This is a genomic window from Stenotrophomonas sp. STEN020, assembly GCF_056760195.1.
Genome location: NZ_JBRREI010000031.1, coordinates 23,904 through 47,735 on the forward strand (window position 1 = coordinate 23,904; position 23,832 = coordinate 47,735).

The 23,832-nt window shown below is 65.1% G+C and carries 13 protein-coding genes; 3 read left to right on the forward strand and 10 right to left on the reverse strand.

Annotated elements, in window-relative coordinates; translation table 11 throughout:
• Positions 1-127: 127 nt before the first annotated feature.
• The 3 genes from cutA to ACVOLZ_RS13785 are packed head-to-tail and all read left to right on the forward strand — an operon-like array spanning position 128 to position 3,405.
• Complete coding sequence (gene cutA, locus ACVOLZ_RS13775; protein ID WP_296252846.1) at positions 128-451, forward strand: divalent-cation tolerance protein CutA; 324 nt, start codon at positions 128-130, stop codon at positions 449-451.
• Between the two features lie 3 nt (positions 452-454).
• Positions 455-2,815 (forward strand): protein-disulfide reductase DsbD family protein, encoded by a 2,361-nt coding sequence (locus ACVOLZ_RS13780; RefSeq protein WP_481516657.1) that lies wholly within the window; start codon positions 455-457, stop codon positions 2,813-2,815.
• Positions 2,815-3,405 (forward strand): TlpA disulfide reductase family protein, encoded by a 591-nt coding sequence (locus ACVOLZ_RS13785; RefSeq protein WP_481516658.1) that lies wholly within the window; start codon positions 2,815-2,817, stop codon positions 3,403-3,405. The genes ACVOLZ_RS13780 and ACVOLZ_RS13785 overlap by 1 nt, the downstream gene beginning before the upstream one ends.
• 483 nt (positions 3,406-3,888) lie before the next feature.
• Here ACVOLZ_RS13785 and ACVOLZ_RS13790 read toward each other — a convergent pair whose 3' ends face one another.
• The 10 genes from ACVOLZ_RS13790 to ACVOLZ_RS13835 form a co-directional block, all read right to left on the reverse strand.
• Positions 3,889-5,451, reverse strand: coding sequence for a sodium/sugar symporter (locus ACVOLZ_RS13790; RefSeq protein WP_481516659.1), 1,563 nt, complete (start codon positions 5,449-5,451; stop codon positions 3,889-3,891).
• 120 nt (positions 5,452-5,571) lie between these two features.
• The gene (locus ACVOLZ_RS13795) at positions 5,572-8,148 is read right to left on the reverse strand and encodes a glycoside hydrolase family 3 protein (RefSeq protein ID WP_481516660.1); all 2,577 of its coding nucleotides are present in this window, start codon (positions 8,146-8,148) and stop codon (positions 5,572-5,574) included.
• A gap of 2 nt (positions 8,149-8,150) precedes the next feature.
• Entirely contained in the window at positions 8,151-9,560 is a 1,410-nt protein-coding gene (locus ACVOLZ_RS13800; protein ID WP_481516661.1) for a sugar porter family MFS transporter, read from the reverse strand.
• 41 nt (positions 9,561-9,601) lie between these two features.
• Positions 9,602-10,936: a xylose isomerase gene (xylA, locus tag ACVOLZ_RS13805; RefSeq protein WP_481516662.1), complete on the reverse strand. Its 1,335-nt coding sequence runs from the start codon at positions 10,934-10,936 to the stop codon at positions 9,602-9,604.
• Positions 10,937-10,974: 38 nt separating this feature from the next.
• A complete protein-coding gene (gene xylB, locus ACVOLZ_RS13810) occupies positions 10,975-12,468 on the reverse strand; it encodes a xylulokinase (RefSeq protein WP_481516663.1) in 1,494 nt (497 codons plus the stop codon).
• Between the two features lie 28 nt (positions 12,469-12,496).
• Positions 12,497-14,878 carry a glycoside hydrolase family 95 protein gene (locus tag ACVOLZ_RS13815; RefSeq protein WP_481516680.1) on the reverse strand — a complete coding sequence of 794 codons (2,382 nt, stop codon included), beginning with the start codon at positions 14,876-14,878 and terminating at the stop codon, positions 12,497-12,499.
• Between the two features lie 97 nt (positions 14,879-14,975).
• Positions 14,976-17,843, reverse strand: coding sequence for a TIM-barrel domain-containing protein (locus ACVOLZ_RS13820; RefSeq protein ID WP_481516664.1), 2,868 nt, complete (start codon positions 17,841-17,843; stop codon positions 14,976-14,978).
• 55 nt (positions 17,844-17,898) lie between these two features.
• A complete protein-coding gene (locus ACVOLZ_RS13825) occupies positions 17,899-19,590 on the reverse strand; it encodes a DUF5597 domain-containing protein (RefSeq protein ID WP_481516665.1) in 1,692 nt (563 codons plus the stop codon).
• Between the two features lie 38 nt (positions 19,591-19,628).
• Entirely contained in the window at positions 19,629-21,530 is a 1,902-nt protein-coding gene (locus ACVOLZ_RS13830; protein WP_481516681.1) for a sialate O-acetylesterase, read from the reverse strand.
• Between the two features lie 17 nt (positions 21,531-21,547).
• Positions 21,548-23,821, reverse strand: a complete 2,274-nt coding sequence (locus ACVOLZ_RS13835; RefSeq protein ID WP_481516666.1) for a cellulase — start codon at positions 23,819-23,821, stop codon at positions 21,548-21,550.
• Between the last annotated feature and the right edge of the window lie 11 nt (positions 23,822-23,832).

The following is a 23,832-nucleotide window of genomic DNA, read 5'->3' on the forward strand; positions in this document are numbered from 1 at the left end:
AATTGGCCTTCATCTTCAGTCAGATAAAGAACAGGTGAAACTGTGATCGACCGCAATATACAATTGATGACAACGATGTCAACACCTCCATCCGAAAACGCCTCAAGCGCTTCTGCCACAATGCCGGATGGACGTAAGACTGGTCTTCTGTACCTGCCCCGACGATCAAACCGCGCAGGCATTGGCTCATCACCTGGTAGAGCAGCGTTTGGCTGCCTGCGTGAACTTGTTGCCTGCGATGCGGTCTGTGTACCGCTGGCAGGAGCAGATTGAACAAGCTGAAGAGATTCAGCTTGTTATAAAAACCTGTGCTGATCGATTGGATGCGTTGAGCGCCGCGATCAGGCTGCACCACCCCTATGAATTGCCGGAGATCGTGGCGATCTCCCCCAGCGCCGGCTTGCCGGCGTATCTGGACTGGATCCGGGCGCAGACCCGGGAGGAAACATAATTAATGATGCTGTTGCGACAATTTGCCGCTTTCTGCCTGCTTTCCCTGGCCGCCCTGCCGGCGCTGGCCATCAATGAAAAAGACCTGCTGCCGGTAGACCAGGCTTTTGCCCTGCGCGCCGAGGCGCCCAGCCGTGACCGCATCGAGCTGCGCTGGGACATCGCCCCGGGTTATTACCTCTACCACCACCGTACCAGCGTCAAAGCCGGCCCCGGCTTCAGCGCCGGCGCGCTGCAGATGCCAAAGGGCGAGAAGAAGCACGACGAATTCTTCGGCGACGTGGAGACCTACCACCGCCAGCTGCGCTCGATCCTGCCGGGCACCGCCGACGCGGGCGCCACCAGCGTCACCCTCGAAGTCCGCTACCAGGGCTGTGCCGATGCCGGCGTGTGCTACCCGCCGCAGAAGCGCAGCATCGAAGTAAAGCTGCCCGCCGCAGGCGGCGCCGCGCCGGCGCCTGCAGCCGCCGCACCATCCGCTGCACCCATCTTCAACCCGCTGGCCGGCAACAACGGCGGTGGCCTGACCCTGCCCGGCGCACCTGCCGTACAGGGCCTGCCGCTGCCGTCGGAAAAAGCTTTCGGCTTCGAGGCCATCGTCGACAACGGCAACCGCCTGCTGCTGCGCTTCTCGCCGGCACCGGGCTATTACCTGTACCGCGACCGCACCTCGCTGGCGCTGGAAGGCGCCGATGGCGTGCGTGCCGGGCGCCCGCAGTGGCCGGCTGGCAAGCCGTACCGCGACGAGCATTTCGGCAACGTGGTGGTGTATTTCGACCAGGTCGATGTGCCGCTGCCGTTGCGCCGCGACAAGCCCGACGCTACCCCGGCCACCTTGGTTGTCACCTTCCAGGGCTGCCAGACCGACGGTATCTGCTATCCGCCGATGACCCGCCGGGTGCGACTGTCGCTGCCCGTTGGCAAGATTTCGTCGAAGGAAAAAGAAGAACTCGCAGTCGCTCCGTTGGTGATCCAGCCGTTGCCGGCCGGCAAGAAGGGCGAAGTTCCGCCGATGCCACTGATCGACCCGGCCAATCCGCCGGCACCACAGCCGCTGGTGGTGCGTCCGGCTGCCGAGGCTGCCAGCCTCGCCGAGGCCACGCCGGATGCGTCGGCCGACAACACCCGCCGCAGCCAGCCGCCGGCCGATACCGCTGGCAATGGCTCGCTGCTGTGGATCCTGCTGCTGGCGCTGGCCGGCGGCCTGATCCTCAATCTGATGCCCTGCGTCCTGCCGATCCTGTCGTTGAAGGTGCTGGGTGTTGCGCAGAGTGGCGAGAGCCGTCAGCGCGCACGCAACCATGCGCTCTGGTATACGGCCGGCGTACTGGTGGCATTTGCTGCGGTCGGCGGACTGGTACTGGCGCTGCGCGCTGCCGGGCAAGCGGCAGGCTGGGGCTTTCAGCTGCAGCACCCGTGGTTCATCGCCGCGCTGGTGTACCTGATGTTCGCCGTTGGCCTGAGCCTGTCCGGGCTGTTCACCCTTGGCGGCAACGCTGGCCAACTGGGCCAGAACCTGGCCAAGCGCAGCGGTCCCAGTGGTGACTTCTTCACTGGCGTACTGGCCTGCGTGGTCGCCAGCCCCTGCATAGCGCCGTTCATGGGCCCGGCACTGGCCTACGCCTTCACCGCACCGCCGGCCTTGGCGATGCTGGTGTTCCTGGCATTGGGCCTGGGGCTGGCACTGCCGTTCCTGCTGATCGGCTTTGTACCGGCACTGGCAGAACGCCTGCCCAAGCCGGGTGCCTGGATGGAAACCTTCAAGCACGTGATGGCCTTCCCGATGTACCTCACTGCCATCTGGCTGCTGTGGGTGCTGGGCAAGCAGCGCGGCATCGATGCGATGGGCCTGATGCTGATCGGCCTGACCATGCTCGCACTCGGGCTGTGGTGGTTTGAACGCAGCCGCTGGCATAGCCGCAAAATCGGCATGGTTGTGGGCGCGGTGATCGCGCTGCTGGCCTTGGTGCCGGTGTGGGGCGTTACCCGCCTGCCGCCGCCTGGCGCTGTCGTTGCCAGCGCAGGCACGGTGGCGTATTCGCCGCAGATGCTGGACCGCCTGCGCGCCGACCACCGTGTCGTGTTCGTCAACATGACCGCCGACTGGTGCGTCACCTGCAAGGCCAACGAGCGCAATGTGCTGGACCGCGACAAGTTCCGCGACACGCTCAAGCGGGTCAACGCAGTGTACATGCGCGGCGACTGGACCAATGTGGATCCGCAGATCAGCGCCTTCCTCGAGCAGCACAAGGCGGTCGGTGTGCCGCTGTATGTGGTGTATGGCCCGGGTGCACCACCGCGCGTGCTGCCGACCGTACTGACCCAATCCATCGCTGAAGAAGCGCTGCTGCGCGCGGCACGCTGATGCGCCGCGTCGTTTGGTGGGTAGCAGGTATCGCAGCAGCTGCCGGGCTGTCGGCCGGTGCATGGTTGAACCAGCCCATCACGGTACCGTTGCCTTCGATGAGTACGCCGTCAGCACCGCTGAAATCGGCGACACCGGTACAAGGCGTACGTGTTGGCGAGTTGATGCCAGCGTTCACCCTGCCCGATCTGGATGGCATGCCAGTACAGTTCCCGGATCATTTCAAGGGCAAGCCGCTGCTGATCAACGTGTGGGCCAGCTGGTGTGCGCCATGCATTGAAGAAATGCCGGAATTGGCGCGGTTTGCCGCACGTCATGCGGATACTGGACCGCAGGTGGTTGGACTGGCGCTGGACACTCCTGATGCGGTGCTGGATTTCCTCGGCAATGTGCCGGTGTACTACCCGATCGTGATCGAGACGCCGGGGCCGAATGATGCCAGCGTCAAACTTGGCAATTCGCAGGGACTACTGCCTTACAGCGTGTTGGTTGACGCGCAGGGGCGCGTGCTCAAGCAGAAGCTTGGGCCGTTCAAGGCGGGTGAGATTGATGCGTGGGCGGAGGATGTGGAGCCTTCTGCTACGCAGTGACCCTGCGAGCTTTGGATGGATGGTTGCGGTTTGATTGGCGGCACGGGTAAGTGCAGCGCCCTTGGGATTTAGCCTGCGCCAAGAGCCAAGAGCTCCCCTCATCCGCCCCTTTGGGGCACCTTCTCCCGCAAGCGGGAGAAGGGAATGCATTTCGCTCGTATTCTGGCGCAACTGACGCACCCCTTGCTCTTTACTGTCCCGCGAGTTCTCTGCTCCTGCTCTGCTCTGCTCCTGCTCCTGCTCTGCTCTGCTCCTGCTCTGCTCTGCTCCTGCTCTGCTCTGCTCCTGCTCTGCTCCTGCTCCTGCTCTGCTCTGCTCCTGCTCTGCTCCTGCTCTACATCCCTTCTCCCGCCTGCGGGAGAAGGTGCCCCGAAGGGGCGGATGAGGGGAAGCTTTGAACTTCTGCTTCTGGCTTCTACAAGGTGCTTCGCACCTTACCTTCTCCCCAACCCTCTCCCTTCGGGAGAGGGGCTCAAGCTCAGATCACCAGAACACCGCGTACAGCGCAATCAGGATCGCGATCACCGCCACCGAGCCGACGTTGAACACACTACCCGTGCGGTAGTCGACGTCGCGGGTAGTGATGATGTCCTTCTCCGGCGCCGCCGGCGTCAACAGCGATACCCCCACCGCCAATGCCAAGGCCAGCAGGAACACCAAGCAAACGCGATCGATGAACGGCAATGCCGGCCACGCCAGCTTCAACACGATCGACAATACGAACGAGCCAATCGCCGCCGACAAGGCGCCTGCTTCGTTGGCACGCTTCCAGAACAAGCCCAGCATGAAGATCACCACGATTCCCGGGGTGAAAAACCCGGTGTATTCCTGGATGTACTGGAACGCTTGGTCAAAGCTGCCCAGCAGCGGTTTGGCGGTGAGAATGCCCAGCACCACCGCCACCACTGCAGCGATACGACCCACACGCACCAGCTTGCTCTGATCCGCTTCGGGATTGCGCTTGGCGTAGAAATCCAAGGTGAAGATGGTCGCCACCGAATTGATCTTCGACGCCAGCGAGGCCACGATGGCCGCCACCAACGCGGCAAACACCAAGCCGAGCACACCGGTAGGCAGCATCCGCATCATGGTCGGGTAGGCCTGGTCGGGCTTGTCCAGATTCGGCGCCAGCATCACCGCCGCAATACCCGGCAACACCACGATCACCGGCATCAGCAGCTTGAGAAAAGCAGCAAACAACACGCCCTTCTGTGCCTCGCCAATACTCTTCGCCGCCAGCGCACGCTGGATGATGTACTGGTTGAAGCCCCAGTAGCTGATGTTCATGATCCACAACCCGCCCAGCAATACGCTCAGGCCCGGCAGATCCTTGTAAAAGGGATTGTCCTTGCTCAGGATCATTTCAAAATGATCCGGCTGCGCCTGCCACAGCTTGTTGAAACCGGCGACGATGCCAGCGCCATCACCAAGCTGGTTCAAAGTCAGCCCGGTCACGAATAGACCGCCCAGCACCAGCAAGGTCACCTGCACGATGTCGGTCAGTGCCACTGCCTTCAGTCCGCCGTACAACTGGTACAGCAGCGCAAACACGCCGATCAACACCACCGCGGTCATCTGCTCCATGCCGGTGACCTGGTTCACCGCTACTGCGCCCAACCACAGGATCGAAGTGACGTTGACGAACACGTACAGGCCCAGCCAGAACACCGCCATCACCGTGCGGATGCGTGCGCCGTAACGCTGCTCCAGGAACTGCGGCATGGTGTAGATGCCGTTGCGCAGGAACACCGGCAGGAACCACTTGCCGACGATCAACAAGGTAAGCGCCGCCATCCACTCATACGAGGCCACCGCCAGACCGATCGCATAGCCCGAGCCGGACATGCCGATGATCTGCTCGGCGGAAATATTCGCTGCGATCAACGAGGCGCCGATCGCCCACCACGGCAATGACTTGCTGGCCAGGAAGTAGTCCTTGGCGTCCTTGCTATGCCCGGCTTTCTCGCGCGACACCCATTGCGCAAGGACGAAGATACCGGCCAGGTAGACCAGTACAATCGCGATATCCAACGTACCCAAACCCATCTCATCACTCCCTGTTGTGCACCGACCGGGCTGTCATCCCTGCGCCCTTTCGCTACCGACCCATTACAGGCCAAATCATCAGGTGCGCCGGTACCCTCCCGTACCGGCGCTTTCGCTGTTTCAGCGTGTTGCGCAGTCTACGTTTACCTCAGCCTCACCGGCAGCGCCAAGAGCGATCCGTGATACCGAGATATCCGCAACGGCAGCGGTTTCCAGTTCGGTTGTACGTTGGATCCTGGATAGATCCGCACCTGCGGCGGCGAAACATTTGAGTGGCACGCCAACGCTTACCCACTTGCCAGCCGGAATGGCCGACAAGGTGGCTTGCAGGTCGACCTTGGCCGCGCAACCCGCACCGCAGCCCACGCCCACCATCAACGGTGCCGATACCGCGCTGTCACGGCGCAAGGTGAGTTGCAGCTGCACGTCACCATTGCTCTCGCGGGTGACGTCGATCGGTGTGGCTGCAATCAAAGCGAACTTTGCCAGCGCCGTGCCCGACCACTGCAGGCGGCGTGCGTCTTCCTGCGCTTTGTGATCGACCGCGGTCATCTTCAAGCTGCCGTCGGCCAGTACGGTCGGCACGGTGGTGGCCGGCATGTCCGGCTGCGATGCACTGGACAGCTGCAGCGACAGGCCCAGCGACGGGCGGCCCTTGGCGAAATACACGCCGCTACCGGCCTGCTCACCGGTTACCCCGGAGTCCTCCGGCAATGCCGCCACATCGCCCTTGTCGGCATAGCTCAGGCCGTGGCCGAATTTGTACAGCGGCTTGTGACCCGGCTTGTTGACCGCCGAGTCGATCGCGGTGCGCGGCCAGGAGAAGCCGAGCTTGCCCTTGAAGTCGTGGTTGACGCTGCCGTCGGCCTTGCGCAGCAGCACATCGGCGATACCCGCACCTTCCGAACCCGGCAACCAGGCCGCGACGAAGGCGTCGGAGGCATTGATCTCGCGGTTCATCCACAGCGGACGACCGCTGATGAACACCGCCACCACCGGAATGCCTTCGCTTTTCAGGCGCTTTAGCAGTTCCAGGTCGGCATCGTTGCCCGGCTTGTACAGCAGGTTGGGGATGTCACCCTGGAATTCGGCATAAGGCTCTTCGCCGAACACCACCACCGCCACATCCGGCTTGCTCCTGTACTTGCCATCGACCGCCAGCTCGGCGCTGCCACCAGCAGCACTGACTTCACGCTGCAGGCCTTCCCAGATGGTGTCGGCATTGGGGAAGTCGGCACGGGTGGTACCGGTGCCCTGCCAGTTCAAGGTCCAGCCACCGGCCTGCTTGCCGATGTTGTCGGCGCCATCGCCGGCCACCAGCACCTTCTGGTCGACGCGCAGCGGCAGGATGCCGTTGTTGTTCTTCAGCAACACCAGCGATTCGCGCACGGCCTGACGGGCGACCGCACGGTGCTCGGCTGCACCCAGCAATTCAAACTTGCCGCCCAGTGCACGCGCCGAAGGCTTGGGTGCATCGAACAGGTTCATGCGGAACTTCACCCGCAGCACGCGACGCACGGCATCATCCAGGCGCTCGGTCGAGAGCTTGCCCGACTTCACCGCGGCAACGGTGGACTCGTACATGCCCTTCCAGCTGTCGGTGGCCATCGCCATGTCCAGGCCAGCGTCATAGGTGGCCGGGCAATCGGTGGTGCTGCAACCGGGAATCTGGCCGTGGCCATTCCAGTCGCCGACCACGAAGCCGCCGTAGTTCATGCGGCCCTTCAGCACGTCGGTCAGCAGCGGCTTGTGGCCGTGCATCTTGACCCCGTGGAAGCTGTTGAACGAAGCCATCACCGACTGTGCACCGGCCTTGATGGCGGTGACGTAACCGGCGCTGTGGACATCGCGCAGCTCGGCCTCGCTGACCGCGGTATCGCCCTGGTCCTTGCCATCGGTGGTGCCGCCGTCACCGACAAAGTGCTTGACCGACACCATCACATGCTTGTCGTCGAGGAAGTCCGGCGCACCGACCTTGCCCTGCAGGCCTTCGACCATCGCCGCGGCGAACTCGGCCACCAGCTGCGGGTTCTCCGAATAGCCTTCATAGGCGCGGCCCCAGCGCACGTCCTGCGGCACCGCCACGGTCGGCGCGAACGCCCACTCCATGCCGGTGGCGCGGGTTTCGGCGGCGGTGATCTGGCCGATCCGGCGCTGCAGTTCAACGTTGCGGGTTGCGCCCAGGCCAACGTTGTGCGGGAACAGCGTCGCGCCCACAACGTTGCTCTGGCCGTGCATCGCATCGATGCCGAACAGCAGCGGAATCGCCTTGCCGCCACCGCTGGTATCCATCGACGCGGCCCAGAAATCATCGGCCACCTGCAGCCAGTCCTTTGCCGGTGCGTTGTACTTGCCACCCGGGTCGGAGCTGCCACCGGCCAGGATCGAGCCCAGCCGGTACTTGCGCACGTCGTCCGGGGTGATGCTGGCGAGGTCGCCCTGCACCAGCTGGCCGACCTTCTCCTCCAGCGTCATCGTCGCCAGCAGATCGTTGACGCGCTTTTCCAGCGCCGGATCTTCCGCCAGCGGCCATTCCACCGCCGGCCACTGTTCCGGATGGATGGTGCCGTCGTATGCGGCATCGGCGGTGGTCGCCTGCGGTGCAGCCTTGTCGCCGCTGTTGCAGCCGGCCAGTACCGCGATACCCACTGCCAGCGCGCCAACAAGGGCAGCGCGGCGTGTCGAAAACGTCATCATCCTCAACCCTCCATCTGCTCGAGCGAACGACCCTTGGTCTCACGCACGAACTTGATAACAAAGAACACCGAGATCACCGCCGACACCAGGTAGATGCTGTACGTCGATGCCAGACCAATGCCGGCCAGCAGCATCGGGAAGGTCACCGTGACGATGAAGTTCGCCGTCCACTGCGCCGCACCGGCAACCGCCAGCGCCGATCCACGGATCTGGTTGGGGAACATCTCGCCCAGCATCACCCACATCACCGGACCCCAGGACACATTGAAGAACACCACGTAGGCATTGGCTGCGACCAGCGCCAGCGTGCCCATGCCGCCGGGCAGCTGCAGGTGGCCTTCCACCATCGAACCACTGGCGAAGGCGTAGACCACCAGCGCCAGCGATACCGCCATGCCACTGGAGCCGATCCACAGCAGCGGCTTGCGACCAATCTTGTCGATCAGCAGCACGGTGACGATGCAGGCACCGATGCTGAGCGCGCCGGACAACACATTGATCAGCAACGCATCGCTCTCGGAGAAGCCCACCGCCTGCCACAGCACCGCGCCGTAATAGAACACCACGTTGATGCCTACCAGTTGCTGGAACACCGCAAGGCCAATGCCCACCCAGACGATCGGGCGGATCTTGCGGGTGGCCTTGTCGACCAGATCCGACAGCTGCGGGCGGTGGTGGTCCTGCGACAACGACGCGTCGATCTCGCCCAGCGTGAGCTGCGCCTGCTCGGCACCGAACAGGCGGGTCAGCACGGCCAGCGCTTCGTCCTTGCGTCGCTTGACCACCAGGAAGCGCGGGCTTTCCGGGATGAACAGCAACAGCAGCAGGAACAGCAGCGACGGGATCGCCTGCATCCAGAACATCCAGCGCCATGCGGCCTGGCCGGCCCACAGCGGCTCGGTCGAGGCGCCAGCGGCCTTGGCCAGCAGGTAGTTGCTGAGGAAGGCGATGAACAGGCCGGAGATGATCGCGATCTGCTGCACCGTGGCCAGCCGGCCGCGATAGCGCGCCGGTGCAACCTCGGCGATATAGGCCGGCGACATCACGCTGGCCGCACCCACCGCGAAACCACCGACCACACGCGCGGCGATGAACACCAGCGAGCTGTGCGCCGCGCCGGCACCGAGTGCCGACAGCAGGAACAGCACCGCCGAAATGATCAACACCGAGCGGCGGCCCAACCGGTCGGCAAGACGGCCGGCGAAGAACGCGCCGATCGCACAGCCCAGCAGCATCGAGGCCACTTCGAAGCCCAGCTGTGCCTCGGTGGAACCAAAGGCCTGCTTCAGGCCATCGACGGTGCCGTTGATCACACCACTGTCGAAGCCGAACAGGAACCCGCCTATCGTCGCCACCACGCTGATCAATACGATCAGCGCGGTGTTTTCCTTGTTTGCTGCTGACTGCCCCATCCCCTCACCCTCTCTGTCTGGTTATGTCGTCGGCCTGGTGCTCAGCGCAGCAGGTATTGGTTGAGCAGGTTCTCGTAGCGCTCCTGCTTGCCGCTGACCTGCACCGGCTCGCCGTTGCTCGCCGCAAGCTTGGCAAGCTCGGCCAGGCCCAGCTTGCCGCTGGCGAAGTCCTTGCCCGCGCCGGCATCGAAGCTGGCGTAACGCTGTGCGCGCCACCGTTCCCACGGCGAATCATTGAGCAGGCCGTGGGCCACTTCCAGACCGCGTGCGAACGCATCCATGCCACCGATGTGGGCAATGAACAGGTCTTCCATGTCGGTGGATTCGCGGCGCGGCTTGGCATCAAAGTTCAGGCCGCCGACCAGGCCGCCCTGGCGCAGCACCACCAGCATCGCGCCGACGGTGTCGTACAGGTCGGTCGGGAACTGGTCGGTGTCCCAGCCGTTCTGCGCGTTGCCACGGTTGGCATCGATGCTGCCGAGCAGGCCGTGATCGGAGGCGACCTGCAGGTCGTGCTCGAAGGTGTGGCCGGACAGCGTGGCGTGGTTGGCCTCGATGTTGAGCATGAAGTCGTCCTGCAGCCCATTGGCCTTGAGGAAGCCGGCGACGGTTGCCGAGTCGAAATCGTACTGGTGCTTCATCGGCTCCATTGGCTTGGGTTCGATGAAGAACTTGCCTGTGAAGCCGATGCTGCGGCCGTAGTCGCGTGCGGCGGTAAGGAAACGCGCGAAGTGCTCGAGCTCGCGCTTCATGTTGGTGTTGTGCAGGCTGGCATACCCTTCGCGGCCGCCCCAGAACACGAAGTGCTCGCCGCCCAGTTCAACGGTGGCTTCCAGCGCGGCCTTGACCTGCACCGCGGCGCGGCTGACCACGTTGAAATCCGGGTTGGTCGCCGCGCCGTTCATGTAGCGCGGGTGCGAGAACAGGTTGGCAGTGCCCCACAGCAGCTTGGTGCCGGTCGCCTGCTGGCGTTGCTTGGCCAGCGCCACCACGTGCTTGAGATTCTTTTCGTAGGTGCCGATGTCATCGGCGTCCGGCGCCATGTCGACGTCATGGAAGCAGTAGTACGGCACACCGAGCTTGGTGAAGAACTCGAACGCCGCATCGACCTTGGCCTCGGCGGTGGCCATGGCATCGCCCTTCTCCCACGGGAAGCGGCGCGTGCCCGGGCCGAACGGATCGGCGCCGGCGTTGCAGAAGGTGTGCCAGTAGCAGGCAGCGAAGCGCAGGTGCTCGCGCATGCTCTTGCCACCGACCAGCTTGTCCGCGTCATAGACCTTGAACGCCAAGGGGTTGTCCGAGTCGCGACCCTCGAACGGGATCTGGCCGATGCCGGGGAAATACTCGGTGGCGCCGATGAAGGGCTGCTTGCTCATGGTGCGAATTCCTGTGTCGACAAACTACGGGGAAAGAATCAACCGCGGTACAGCGGCATGACGGCGTGCAGGTGCTGCAGGTAGCGCTGGTAGGCCAGTGCATAGGCCGCGCTGCGCGCGCCGTCAGGCGTGGCGGTCGCTGCGGCATCGGGGGTTACATGGGTGGCCGCGAGTGTGGCCAGGGATGCGTCGTTGCCGGCGCTGCGCTGCAATGCCCACAGCGCCTGCAGGGCGGCACCGAATGCGGCGCCTTCGGACTGCTGCGGCACTTCCACCGGCAAGCCGAATACATCGGCGATCAACTGCCGCCAGGCAGCGCTATTGCTGCCGCCACCGGTCAGCACGATGCGGTCGAAGCGCATGCCGGCGCCGACGAAGGCGTCAAAGCCGTACTTCAGTGCATAGGTCGCCCCCTCCATCGCCGCGCGGTAGAAGTGCGAGGGGTTCATGGTGGTGGCGTCCAAGCCAGCCAGCACACCCTTGCCCAGCGGCAGGTCGGGGGTGCGCTCGCCGTTGAGGAAGGGCAGCATCACCAGGCCATCAGCACCCGGTGTGGTCGCATTGATATGCACATCGCCATCGCGGCTGCTGAAGCCGAACATGCGCGCCACCTGCTCGGCGACCACGGTGCAGTTCATCGTGCAGATCAGCGGCAACCAACCGCCGCTGGACGAGCAGAACGCCGCCCATGCGCCACCGGCATCCACCACCGGCACATCGGAACTGGCAAACAGCGTGCCCGAAGTACCCAGGCTCATCGCCAGCTTGCCCGGCGCAACGCAGCCGGTGCCGATCGCGGCCATCATGTTGTCACCGCCGCCTGCGCCAACCTTCACCGTGGCCGGCAAGCCCAGGCGTGCTGCAGCCTCGGGAGCGATGTCGAACAGCGCATCGGCTTCCACCAGCGGCGGCAGGCAGGCCGCGAGATCGCGGTTGGCATCGGTCGCCTTCAGCAGATCCAGTGACCACTGGCGCGTGCGTACATCCAGCCAACCGGTGCCCGAGGCATCGCCGTGCTCGCAGTAGTACTGGCCGGTCAGCACGAAGTTCAGGTAGTCGTGCGGCAGCAGGATATGCGCCAGCTTTGCGTAGGCCTCCGGCCGGTGTTTGGCCGTCCACGGCAGCTTGGAGGCGGTGTAGCCGGCAAGGATGGGATTGCCGGCCAGTTCGATGCAGCGCTGCGCGCCGCCGGCCGCGTCCATGATCTGTGCGCATTCGGCGCTGCTGCTGGTGTCGCACCACAGCTTGGCCGGGGCCAGCACCTTGCCGTCCGCATCCAACGCGACGAAGCCATGCTGCTGGCCCGACACCGCCAGCGCCTGCACCTGCTGGCGCAGTTGCGGGTCGATGCGGGCGAAGCAATCCTCCATCGCCGCGACCCACGCAGCCGGGTCCTGCTCGCGGCTGCCGTCATCGGCACTGTGCAGCTGCAGCGGCGCGCTGGCCGTGGCCAGCAACTGCCGTTGTGCGGCGTCGTAGACCACGACTTTCAGGCTCTGCGTGCCCGCGTCGATACCGGCGACGATGCTCATGCCGCGCACCAACGGGAAGCAAGGTGACTCATGCAAGACTCCATTGACCATCGTGCAGCTGCGCGGTGATGCGCTGGCCGGCACGCAGGTCCAGTTTCAGTTCGTGGGTTTGGTAAACGAGGTTGAAGGCGCCGCCGCGTTCGGCCAGCAGGCTGACCTGCTGCAGGCGGCCTGCGCTCCACTGCAGGTCGAGCACGCCGGCATTGCGCACACGCACGCCCTGCAAGGTGCCCTGCGCCAGTTCGGCCGGCAGCGCAGGCAGCAGGAACACCGCCCCACCCCAGCTCTGCACCAGCATCTCGACGATGCCAGCGGCGCCACCGAAATTGCCGTCGATCTGGAACGGCGGATGTGCGTCGAACAGGTTTGGATAGCTGCGCTGCGGTGCCAGCAGCAGGCGCAGGATCTGCAGGCAACGCTGGCCTTCGCCCAGCCGCGCCCACAGGTTCAGGCGCCAGGCGATGCCCCAGCCGGTCGCTTCGTCACCGCGCAGTTCCAGGGTGCGGCGTGCGGCGGCGCTGAGCTCGGGTGTGTCGCGGCGGTTGATCTGGCTGGACGGGTGCAGGCCGTACAGATGCGAGACGTGGCGATGCTGCAGTTCCGGCGCCTGCATGTCCCAATCCTGCTGCCATTCCATCAGCTGGCCGGCGCGACCGACCCGGTTCGGCGGCAGCTGCGCACGCAGCGTGTCCAGTTGTGCGGCGAAGGCGTGATCGGTATCGAGCAGGCGCGCGGCTTCGATGCATTGGCCGAACAGGTCGCGCAGCAGCTGCGCATCCATGGTCGGCCCGGCGCAGATCGCCGCGCCGTGCGGATGCTGGTTCTCCGGCGAGATCGACGGCACCGTGACCTGATGGCCGGTGTTCGGATCGCGCTGCAGGCTGTTGACGAAGAACAGCGCCGCGCCCTTGAACAGCGGCCAGATCTGGCGCAGGTAAGCCGGGTCGCGGCCATAGTCCCAGCGGTCCCACAGCTGCTGCAGCAGCCACGCGCCGCCGGTCGGCCACAGTGCCCACTGTGCGCCATCGGGCGGCGTGCTGACGCGCCACAGGTCAGTGTTGTTGTGCACCACCCAGCCATCGACGCCGTACATCTGCTGCGCGGTGAGCGCGCCGCTGCGGGCCAGTTCGCCGATCATCCGCTGCAAGGGCTCCACGCATTCGGGCAAGGCCGCCGCTTCGGCCGGCCAGTAGTTCATCTGCGTGTTGATGTTGAGCGTGTACTTGCTCTCCCACGGCGGGTCCATCAGATCGTTCCAGATGCCCTGCAGGTTGGCCGGCTGGGTGCCGGGACGCGAGCTGCAGATCAACAGGTAACGGGCATAGGCGTGGTACAGCGCGACCAGTGCCGGATCATCACCGCTGGCAAAAGCCGCGATGCGTTCGTCGGTAGGCTTGTCGGCGGCAACAGTGCGGCCCAGGTCCAGGCGCATGCGCCGGTACAGGCGCTGGTGTTCGGCCAGGTGATCGGCGCGCAGCTGCGCGGCGCTTCTGCCTGCGGCCTTGGACAACTGTGTGGCGGTGATCGCTTCCGGATCGCCGCCGACGTCATCAAAGGCGCGGTAGCTGGTGGCGGCGACCAGTCGCAGTTCCAGCTCACGCACGCCGTCGAAGGCGATGTGATCGGTGTTGATGCGCAGCTTGCCGCCAACGTGGCGTACCTGCACACGGAACGCAAAACGCAGCTTGCCGGGCACACCGTCGCGCGACACGTTGTGGCCGCTGACCAGCCAACCATCGTCGGTGGCCGTCGTACTGGTTGCGTGCTCGTTGGCGGTGCGGATGAAACCGCCCATCGGCTCACCGTCCTCCACGGTGTAGCGCAACACCAGGCATTGATCGACCGGCGAGATGAACACCTCGCGGCGATGCAGGCCGGCACCGGCACGGAAGCTGGTGCGGGCAATGGCCGCATCCAGATCCAGCTCACGGCGGTAATCGCTGATGCCTTCCAGGCGATGGAACTCCAGCCACAGGTTGCCCAGCGGCTGGTACGGCATCTGTTTGACCGGCCGTGAGATCAGCGTCTCGTTGGCCAGTGCTTCGGCGCCGGCATAGTCACCGGCGAAGACCAGCTCACGCACGCGCTGCACACTGCCGCGCGCACGCGGGTTGACCGCGCTGTACGGGCCACCGGCGTAGAGCGTGTCTTCATTGAGTTGCAGGCGCTCGTTGGCGACGCCACCGAACACCATTGCGCCAAGCCGGCCATTGCCCAGCGGCAAGGCCTCCACCCAGCTGCGCGCCGGCTGGCGGTACCACAGCAGGTCGGCGGCCGATGCCGCGGCTTCCGGCGTCGCTGCCTGCAACACGCCGGCCAGCGGCAGGTTGCCGACGGCCAGCGCGGCCGCCGCGCCCTTGAACAGCGCACGGCGGCCGGGCTGTGCCAGCCCGGCGCTTTCAGTGGTCATCCCGGCGACCGGGGCAGGACCGTTTGCAGCGTTCATTCCGGCCCTCCCAGACTCAAATGTCCACCGGTTTCCATAATGCCGAACTTGGCTGCCGCTGTCAGCGGGCAGCCGGACGGGTGATGGCCTGCGCCTTGCCGTCGTAACGCACCACCACGTCGGCCTTGGGCTCCAGCGTGCCGATGCCGTCACGCGGGCCATCGACCCAGCGCACGCGCAGTTCGCGCTTGTCCTGCATGCCCGGGTAGCGGCCCTCGCGCGCACCGATGCTCAGCACACCCTTGGCCTGGTCCCACTGCAGCGCGATGCGGCTGGACTGGCCTCGCTCGTAGCCATAGTTGCGGCCGTTGTCCTCGTACAGAGAGAAGCTGCCGTCGGCGCCGGTATAGACCTCGATGGTGACCGCTGCGTTGGGCTGCTCGTCGACGTACTGCTGGACCACGGTGCGCGGGACGATGGAGCCAGCACGCACGAACAGCGGGCTGCGTTCCAGCGGCGCGGCAGCGGTGATGGTCTGGCCACCGGCATGACGCTCGCCGGTGTTGAAGTCGATCCAGCTGGTGCCAGCCGGCAGGTAGACCTGGCGGCTGGTGGCCTTGAACTCGGTCACCGGCGCGACCAGGAAGGCCGGGCCGAACAGGTACTGGTCGGCGATGTCACGCACCTTGGGGTCGGCCGGGAAGTCCATCGCCATCGCGCGCAGGATGGTGCCGTCCTTCTGCCAGGTATCACCGGCCAGGGTGTAGATGTAGGGCAGCAGCGTGTAACGCAGCTTCAGGTAGTGGACGAAGCTGTTGTAGTGCGCCGAGCCTTCCGGGGCGATTTCCCAGATCTCGCGGTACGGGAACTGGCCGTGCAGGCGGAACACTGGCACGAAGGCGCCGTACTGGAACCAGCGCAGGCTCATCTCGCGCCACTCCGGCAGGTGCGCCGGGTCCTTGTCGATAAAGCGCTGCTCCGGCGAGAAGCCACCGATGTCGAAGCTGACGTTCGGTGCACCGGCCATCGAGGCATTGACCAGGCCGGAGATCTGCTCACGCATATCGTCCCAGCGCGGCACGATGTCACCGCTCCAGAACGCCGCACCGGCGCGCTGCTGGCCGGCGAAGTAGGCACGCGAGAGGATGAATACACGCTTGTCCGGATCGACCTCGCGCGAGCCTTGGTACACGCCTTCGGAATGCACCAGCGGATACGAGTTGAAGTACTCCACCGAGGAACCGATCGCGGTCGGCGTGGTGCGTGCCTTGCGCTCACCGATGTCGATGTTGCTGTGCAGGTCCGGCTCGGAGGCGTCCAGCCACCAGGCGTCGATGCCACGGCTGTTGAGCTTCTCGTTGACCTGCCGCCAGAAGATGTCGCGGCCCTTCTGCGAGTACGGGTCGTAGAAGGAATTCAGGTAGCCCTTGCCGATCCAGTCCAGCTCGCCGACTTCGACGTTGCGGTGATACATGGCACCGGCGGCGTCGAGTTCCTTGTAGTTGGCGGTGGTCGGGTAGAACTTCGGCCACACCGAAATCATGATCTGCGCGTTCTGGTCGTGCACGTGCTTGATCATGCCGGTCGGGTCCGGGAAGTTCTTGCTGTCGAAGTCGTGCGAGCCCCAGGCGTCTTCCGGCCAGTACGACCAGTCGAGCACGATGGCGTCGATCGGCAGCTTGCGGCGGCGGTACTCGTCCAGCGCACCGGTCAGCTCGTCCTGGGTCTTGTAGCGCTCGCGGCTCTGCCAGAAGCCATACGACCACTTCGGCAGCAGCACGGCCTTGCCGGTCAGTTCGCGGTAGCCGGCGATCAGTTCGTCGGCATTGCTGCCGGCAACCACGTAGTAGTCGATCATCTGCCCGGCTTCGGACCAGATCGAAAGATCATTGGCCTCGGCGGCGGGCAGCGGGTCGCGATGCAGCAGCGCGATATAGGCCGGATCGATCGCGTCCCATTCCACCTTCACCTGGTGCTTCTGGCCCGGCTGCAGGTCCAGCGCGAACTCGTGATGCCACGGGTTCCAGTTCTGGCGCCAGCGGTCGATCACCAGCTTGCCGTCGATGTAAACCTTGGCGTACTCGCTGTTGTACATCGAGAACGTATGGCGGCCGCCCTGCTTGGCTTCGATGGCGCCTTCCCACACCACCTGGGTGCGGCCGCCCTGGGCCTTGTTCCAGCCGTCGGCCGGCAGCGCCTTCAGGTCCTTGATGTACTGGTAGTTGATCTCGTTCTCGCGACGCACCACACGCTGCTGGCCATCGAACGAATAGGTCGCGGTGAATGCACCCGGCTTGCCCTGCGCGTCATAGACCACCAGGTCTTCCTGCAGCGGTCGCAGGCCCTTGGGATCGCCGTAACGGGTGATCGAGTTGTTGTCCCAGAGGATGCCGTAGTTGCGGCTGGAGATCAGGTAGGGAATGGCGTTGTCGATATTGTGCTGTAGCAGTTCGACATCGCGACCCTTGAGGTTCATCCAGCCCTGCTGGTGCAGGCCGGTGCCGTACAGCGCTTCGCCGGCTACCGAATCAAAGCGCTGGCGCACGCTGTACATCGGCTTGCCTTCAACCCGCTCGGCGCTGAAGTCACGCGTCGCGCTGGACTCGGCCAGCAGCGGCTTGCCGACGGCATCGAAAAAGCTGACGCGGCCATCGGCCAGTGCTACCTGCGCGGAGATACCCGCGGCCTTCAGGGTCACTGCGCTGGCGTCCTGGCTGAGCTCGAATGCCGGCACCGGCGCGCTGTTGGCCACGCGCATCAGGCTCGGGCTGCGCTGGAAATCACCATCCACGTCCGCACTGACGCGCACGATGCGGTCGTCCACCAACTGCAGGCGCACATCGGCGGCCTTGGCATTGGCCGGGCGCACGATCACACCATCGGCCTGGCGCTCCACGGTCTGTGCCGATGCGGCCAGCGGCGCCATCGCGGCGGCCACGGCCAGTGCCAGCAGGCTGGTGCGCAGCCGCGCGTGCTTGTTCTGCAACATCATTGGATCTCCCTCCGTTGGGGCGCCTGGCTGGCGCCTTGCTGTATGCGACTGCTCAGTACGTGGCCAGCTTCACCCGCAGCAACTGCGGTGCGCTGGAGAAATTGAGGCCGTAATCGGTCTGGTCACCGTTCCAGCGGCGGCGGAACTTCCACTCGCCGTCGACATAGGTGCCTTCATCCACCGAGTGATAGATCTGCCGCTCGGCCACCGCCGGATCGGCCGCCACCAGGCTGATGCGCGCGTGCGCACCGGTGACCAGGAATTCATCCGCAGCCAACTGCACCACCAGCGCCCGGCCAATCGGCTCGGGGTTGCCCGGCGGCTCACCCTGGAACCAGAACTGCGGCACGCCATAGGTGATCACCGCGTTCCACTTGTCGTCGATCTTCAGGGTCTGCACGGCCTGCCCTGGCTGCTCGGCGGTGGCGCGCACCTTGCCCTCGAAACTGGCCTTGGCGATCACCCCGGCAGCCGGCGCCACCAGCCGATAGTTCAACGCGAACGGCTCCAGGGTCTCCGGGTTCATGGCCCGTGCGCCGAGTGGATAGTTGGAGTACTTGGAGTAGTCGATGCCGAACGGCGACCAGCCGATGGCCTGGTGACCCAACGCGGAGAAGAAGTAACGCGCGTACTCCTCGCGGTTGCCGGTCTCGGCGACGAACAGCGGATTGTCGGCGCGCGAATAGCGCTCCAGCACCGTGGTGTACATCGTGTACTCGGGCATGTAGATGTCCGGCGCCAACAGGTCGATGTTCGGCGCTGCTGCCTTGTACACGTCCAGCACGTTGTCGGTGGGGCCACCGCTGGCGTACTGCCCGGGCTGGCCCGGATTGAACGGGCCGCGCAAAGCTGCATTGACCAGCATCGGCAGCTTGTACTCGGCCTTGCCGGCGGCAGCGACCTGGTCGATGTAGTGGGCGATATGCCAGGCATGGAAGAACTCGTCAGCATCGGCACCGAACACGTCACGCCACGTCCCCGGCTGCTTGCCCAGCTTCTTCAGCAAGACCTCGGGCACGGCCGCATCGAAGTCCTTCTGCGCAAGCGGCGAGAAATCACGCACGCTGCCATAGGTGCCCGGCTCGTTCTGCGGCTGCACCATGATCACGGTGTGCTGCGGGTCCTTCGCCTTCAGGTGACGCATCAGCTGCACGAAGGCCTTGCGGTCGGCCTCCAGGGTTGCCGGTGCATGCGGCGACAACGAGTTGAGGGTGCGGCCATCGGCGGTGATCACGCGCGGGAAGCGCTGGTTGTCCAGCTTCACCCACTCCGGCGCGTAGTTCGGGCCGTTGTTCTTCCAGGTGGCGAACCACAGCAGGATCAACCGCACTTTCTTTTCGCGGGCCTGCTCCAGCAGGGTATCGACGAAGGCGAAATCGAACTCGCCCTCCTTGGCTTCCACCTGCTCCCAGCCTACCGGCACCATCACCGTGTTCGGCTTGACGATGTCGATGGCCGGCCATACGTCGTCCAGCGCCTGCGGGTAGTTGCTGGAGTTGTTGACCTGCGCGCCAAGGATCAGAAACGGCTTGCCATCGACGAACAAGGCATGGCGACCATTCTCGGTGACCACGCGCGGCAGGTCCGCTGCAGCGGCCGAGGTCGCGGCTGCAGCCTTGGCTTCGCCACCTTGCGCTGCGGGTGCGTCCAGGTTGGCGCTGCCACATGCAGCCAACAGCAATGCCATCGCGGTTGCGAGCAGGCCACCGGTGACCGGCGCGGAACGTCGGGAAGTCAGCTTCATGGTCGTTTCCTTTTGCTTCATGCAGGTAGTCCGCACGGTCATGGCCCGGTGCGGAAAGGCGACGCCGGCAAGCCGGTGGCACCCGTCAGATTCGCGGCCTGCGCGGTATCACTCCAGCCGTAACGTGCGGCCACCGGCGCCTTCACTGCATTGCTCTGCAGGATCACCCGGTTGCCATCGATGCGTGCCTGCGCGCGATGGAAATACCCATCTCTGCCTGCAACTTCAAAGCCCTTCAGTTCACCGCCCGCGCCTGCCCGCAACGGCGCAGCGCCCGCATCGAAACGCAGCACTACGCTGCAGCCCTGCAGTTCATGGCCGACGTAGCTCGGGCCTGACGCGATCATCGCGTTGTCGCCATACACCAGCCTTCCTGCAGCGAGCGCCAGACGATCGCCGACGGTGCGCTTGTTGCGCGGATGGATGTCCTGCACATCACCGACGTCGGTGATCACCACTTGCGCGGTGGCCGGCAGTGCCAGCGTCGCGCTCTGCGATTCACGCAGCAGCGCCCATGGGCTTTCAATCGCTACATCATCGGCATCGCGTTGGTCCACACCGGACGAGAACGGCGCCAGCTGCACCCACAGGAACGGCAGCGCAGGGGCATTCCACTGTGCGCGCCATTGCGTGATCAATGTCGGGAACTGCTGCCGGTACTTCTGCGCCTGCGGCATGGTGTTGGCGTTGGATTCGCCTTGGTACCAGAGCACGCCACGCACGCCGTAATCCTGCAGCGGATGGATCATCGCGTTGTACAGCAGAGTTGGATGCTGATTCTTGTCGTCCACCAACGCGACCTGTGCGCTCTCGACACGGAAGCTCCAGCCATCCAGTGCACGCGCAGCCGCTCCCTGCGGCTGCACGAACACTTCGCTGGCTTCGCCGTGGATGCCTCCACCGCCACCGAAATCCTGCACGCGCACGGCGACATGGTTGAGCCCGGCGTGCAATGCGGATGCGGGCACGCTGTAGCGGCGTGCCAGGTTGTACTGCAGCTTGGTTTCGCCGACCTGCCGGCCGTTGACCCAGGTGGTGTCGCTATCGTCGATGCGGCCAACGCCCAGGGTCACCCCCTTGGCGGCTTCATCGGCACTGAGGCGGAAGCTGGCGCGGTACCAGGCAACGCCGTCCATGCCATTCCAACCCTGGCCTTCCCACAGGCCGGGAACAGTGATGGTGGTCCACTGCGCCACATCGACATCGGCCTCATGCCAGTGGCTGGCATCGGCCGGCAGCTGCGGCCAGCGTGCGAGGTTGGCATGGGTTACCTGCGATGCCTTGGTATCGGCGTCGAGCAGTGCAGCCGCCTGCGCGGCCAGCGCGGCGCTGTCCAGGCCCTGCGTTGCTGCATCACTCCAGGCTTCGATGGTGCTGCCGCCCCAGGTGCTGTCGATGATGCCGACCGCAACACCGGTGCGGGCATGCAGCTGCTGTGCAAAGTAATACGCCACTGCCGAGAAGTCGCCGGCAGTGCGCGGGTTTGCCTGCCGCCAGTCGCCGCCATTGAGCTGCCACTGTGGTGCGCCGGCCCACGACTTGGGAATCTTGAAATGGCGGATCAGCGGATCATTGGCTGCGGCAATCGCCGCCTCGGCGCCATCGGTCTGGGCCAGTGGCCATTCCATGTTGGACTGGCCCGAGGCCAACCATACTTCACCGACGTAGACGTCACTCACCTGCTTTGGTGCAGCCTTGTCGTCGATGCTCAGCACATACGGGCCGCCAGCCGGCAGTGCGGCCAACTGCGCGCGCCAGTTGCCGTCTGCAGCGGCCTTCACCGTCACCTGCCTGCCAGCGAAATCGATGCGCACCTGTGCACCGGGCGCAGCTTTGCCCCATACCGGCAGTGGCTGGTCACGTTGCAGCACCATGCCGTCGGCGAACACGCGCGGCAGCTCAACTGCGTGTGCACTGCTGGCAAGCGCTGCCAGGCCCATCACTGCGAACCACTGCTTCACTTCGATTCTCCGTACCAGATGCCACGGCCTTCGGTGCCGAAATAGACACGGCCGGGAATGCGCGTATCGCCGGTGACGTGACGGATCATGCCGCCAAAGCGCTGCGCGTCGTTGTCGATGCGGGTCCAGCGCCGGCCAGCGTTGTCGGAACGGTAGAGGCCACGCTTGCCGGCCATCTCACCGAATACGAACAGCACCGGCGTGTCACCGTCCTTGAGCGGCTTGCCCAGCCCGACCGAAAACACGTTGTCCAAGCCTTCCACACGGCGCAGCTTGCCCGGCGACCAGTGCAACAGGCCACGCCAACCGGCGGCGATCCAGGCCTCACCGGCCTGCCAGGGATTCGGGCGGATCTCGGCACGAAACCAGTCACCCACCGCGCCAACGCCGGCTTCGGCTTGACGGAATTCCACGCCGCCGTCGCCACTGACATACAGCGCGCCACTGACCGGATCGAAGCCGTAGTACACGCCGGCCTCCAGCTTGTCCGCTTCCACCACCGCATTCTTCGGCAGGCCTTTCACCGCCTGCCAGCGGCCGCCGAAGTCGGCACTGAGCCAGTGGCTGCCATTACGCGGCTGCCAGATCACCCGCTTGCCATCGGCAGCCAGGGTGATGCGACCTGCGCCTTCGCCGTCCGGTGGCTCGTGTGCGAACGGCGTCCAGTTGTGTCCGCCATCCTTTGACCAGGCTGCGCGCACTGCGCCTTCAGGCCGATCGTGGAAGTAACCGGTGCGTACCATCAGCTGCGGAGCTTGCCCCGCATAAGCCAGGCTCTCGGTATTGGAGAAGCGCACGCCGGCAAACCGCTGCTGCGGCGTATCAAGATCGTCATGCACGAAACCATCAATATCACCCAGGCCACTGACCAGGTGCGCGCCCTGCGGCGGGCTGACCAGCGCCAGCGGAACGGTCTCCTCGAAGCCGGCCAGCGGGAAGCGCCAGGTCAGGCGTTTGCCTTCGTCGAAGCTGCGCAGGTCGCGCGTATCCCAGATGCCGTAGCCGGTGACGAACTGCAGGTGGCCGGGATCATGCGGATCGATGGCCAGCACGCCGATCCAATGCGGCCGCGCTTCCCCGGTCCACGGTGCATGGGAATGGTCGAAGTCTGCGCGCGTGGACAGCGCGGTCCAACTGCGGCCGCCATCGACGCTGCGGAAAATGTCGTCATGCGGCGCGAAGCGGTTGAAGGTGCTGGCGACGATGCGTTGCGGGTCCTGCGGGTCCACCGCCACCGCGCCCCAGCCGAAGCCATCGCCCTGCAGGTCAGTGGACTGCGGCACCGGGGTGATGTCGGTCCATGCACCGTCGCGCGGATCAAAGCGCCACAGCGCACCGTTGTTCATGGTGTTGGGGCCGGGCTGGTCGCCGTAGCTCAGCAACCAGCGGCCCAGACTGTCACGCACCATGTGGTTGGGGCGCAAGCCAGAGGGCTGGCCCGGCACTGCCTGCCAGCTGCTGCCGGCATCGTCGGAGCGGTACAGCGCGGTCTGCTGGGTCGAGACGCCGGCGTACACCGTGCGCGATGCACCGTCGCCGCCCTTGCTGTCGGGTTCGAAATTGATGAAGGCCACGCCGATGGCCTGCGCACCGCCCCAGCTTTGCGCGGTTGCTGCGCTGGATTTGGCGATTGCCGGGAACGACTTCAACTCGCTCCAGCTGATGCCGCCGTCGGCACTGCGCCACACGCCGTTGCCGCGGGTACCGAACAGCAGCACTTTGCCATCGTTGGGGTCCACCGCCAGGCGCTCGCCATTGGCGCGGCCCAGCTCGTTGCCGCCCATCTTGAACGGCAGTTCGGTGCGCTGGAAACTCTGCCCGCGGTCGTTCGAACGCAGGATCACGCCGTTGCTGCCACGCTCGTGCAAATAGGTTCCCACCGCCATGTACAGACGGTCGGGGTCGGCCGGATCGACGGCCATGCTTTCCACGCCGAAGCGCCCCTGGTCGCTGGCGTCCATCCAGTCCAGCAAGGGCTGCCAACGCTGCTGCGCTGGCTCCCAGCGGTACGCGCCACCGATGTCGGTGCGCGCGTACTGCAGGCCCTGTTGTTGCGGGTGGAATACCAGCCCGGTGACGAAGCCACCGCCGCCGATGGCGACGTTGTGCCACTGATAGTCCGGCTCAGCGCCGGCCTGTGCGGCCGGCACGCAGAGCAGGGTTGGCAGCAGCAGTGCCGCTGCCGCCAACCATCGCCGCAGATATCCTGCGCTGCTGGTGGCCGCCTGCCGCTGCCTGCCACCTGTGGTTAAGCGCCTGATACCTGCCATACCGCACCTCC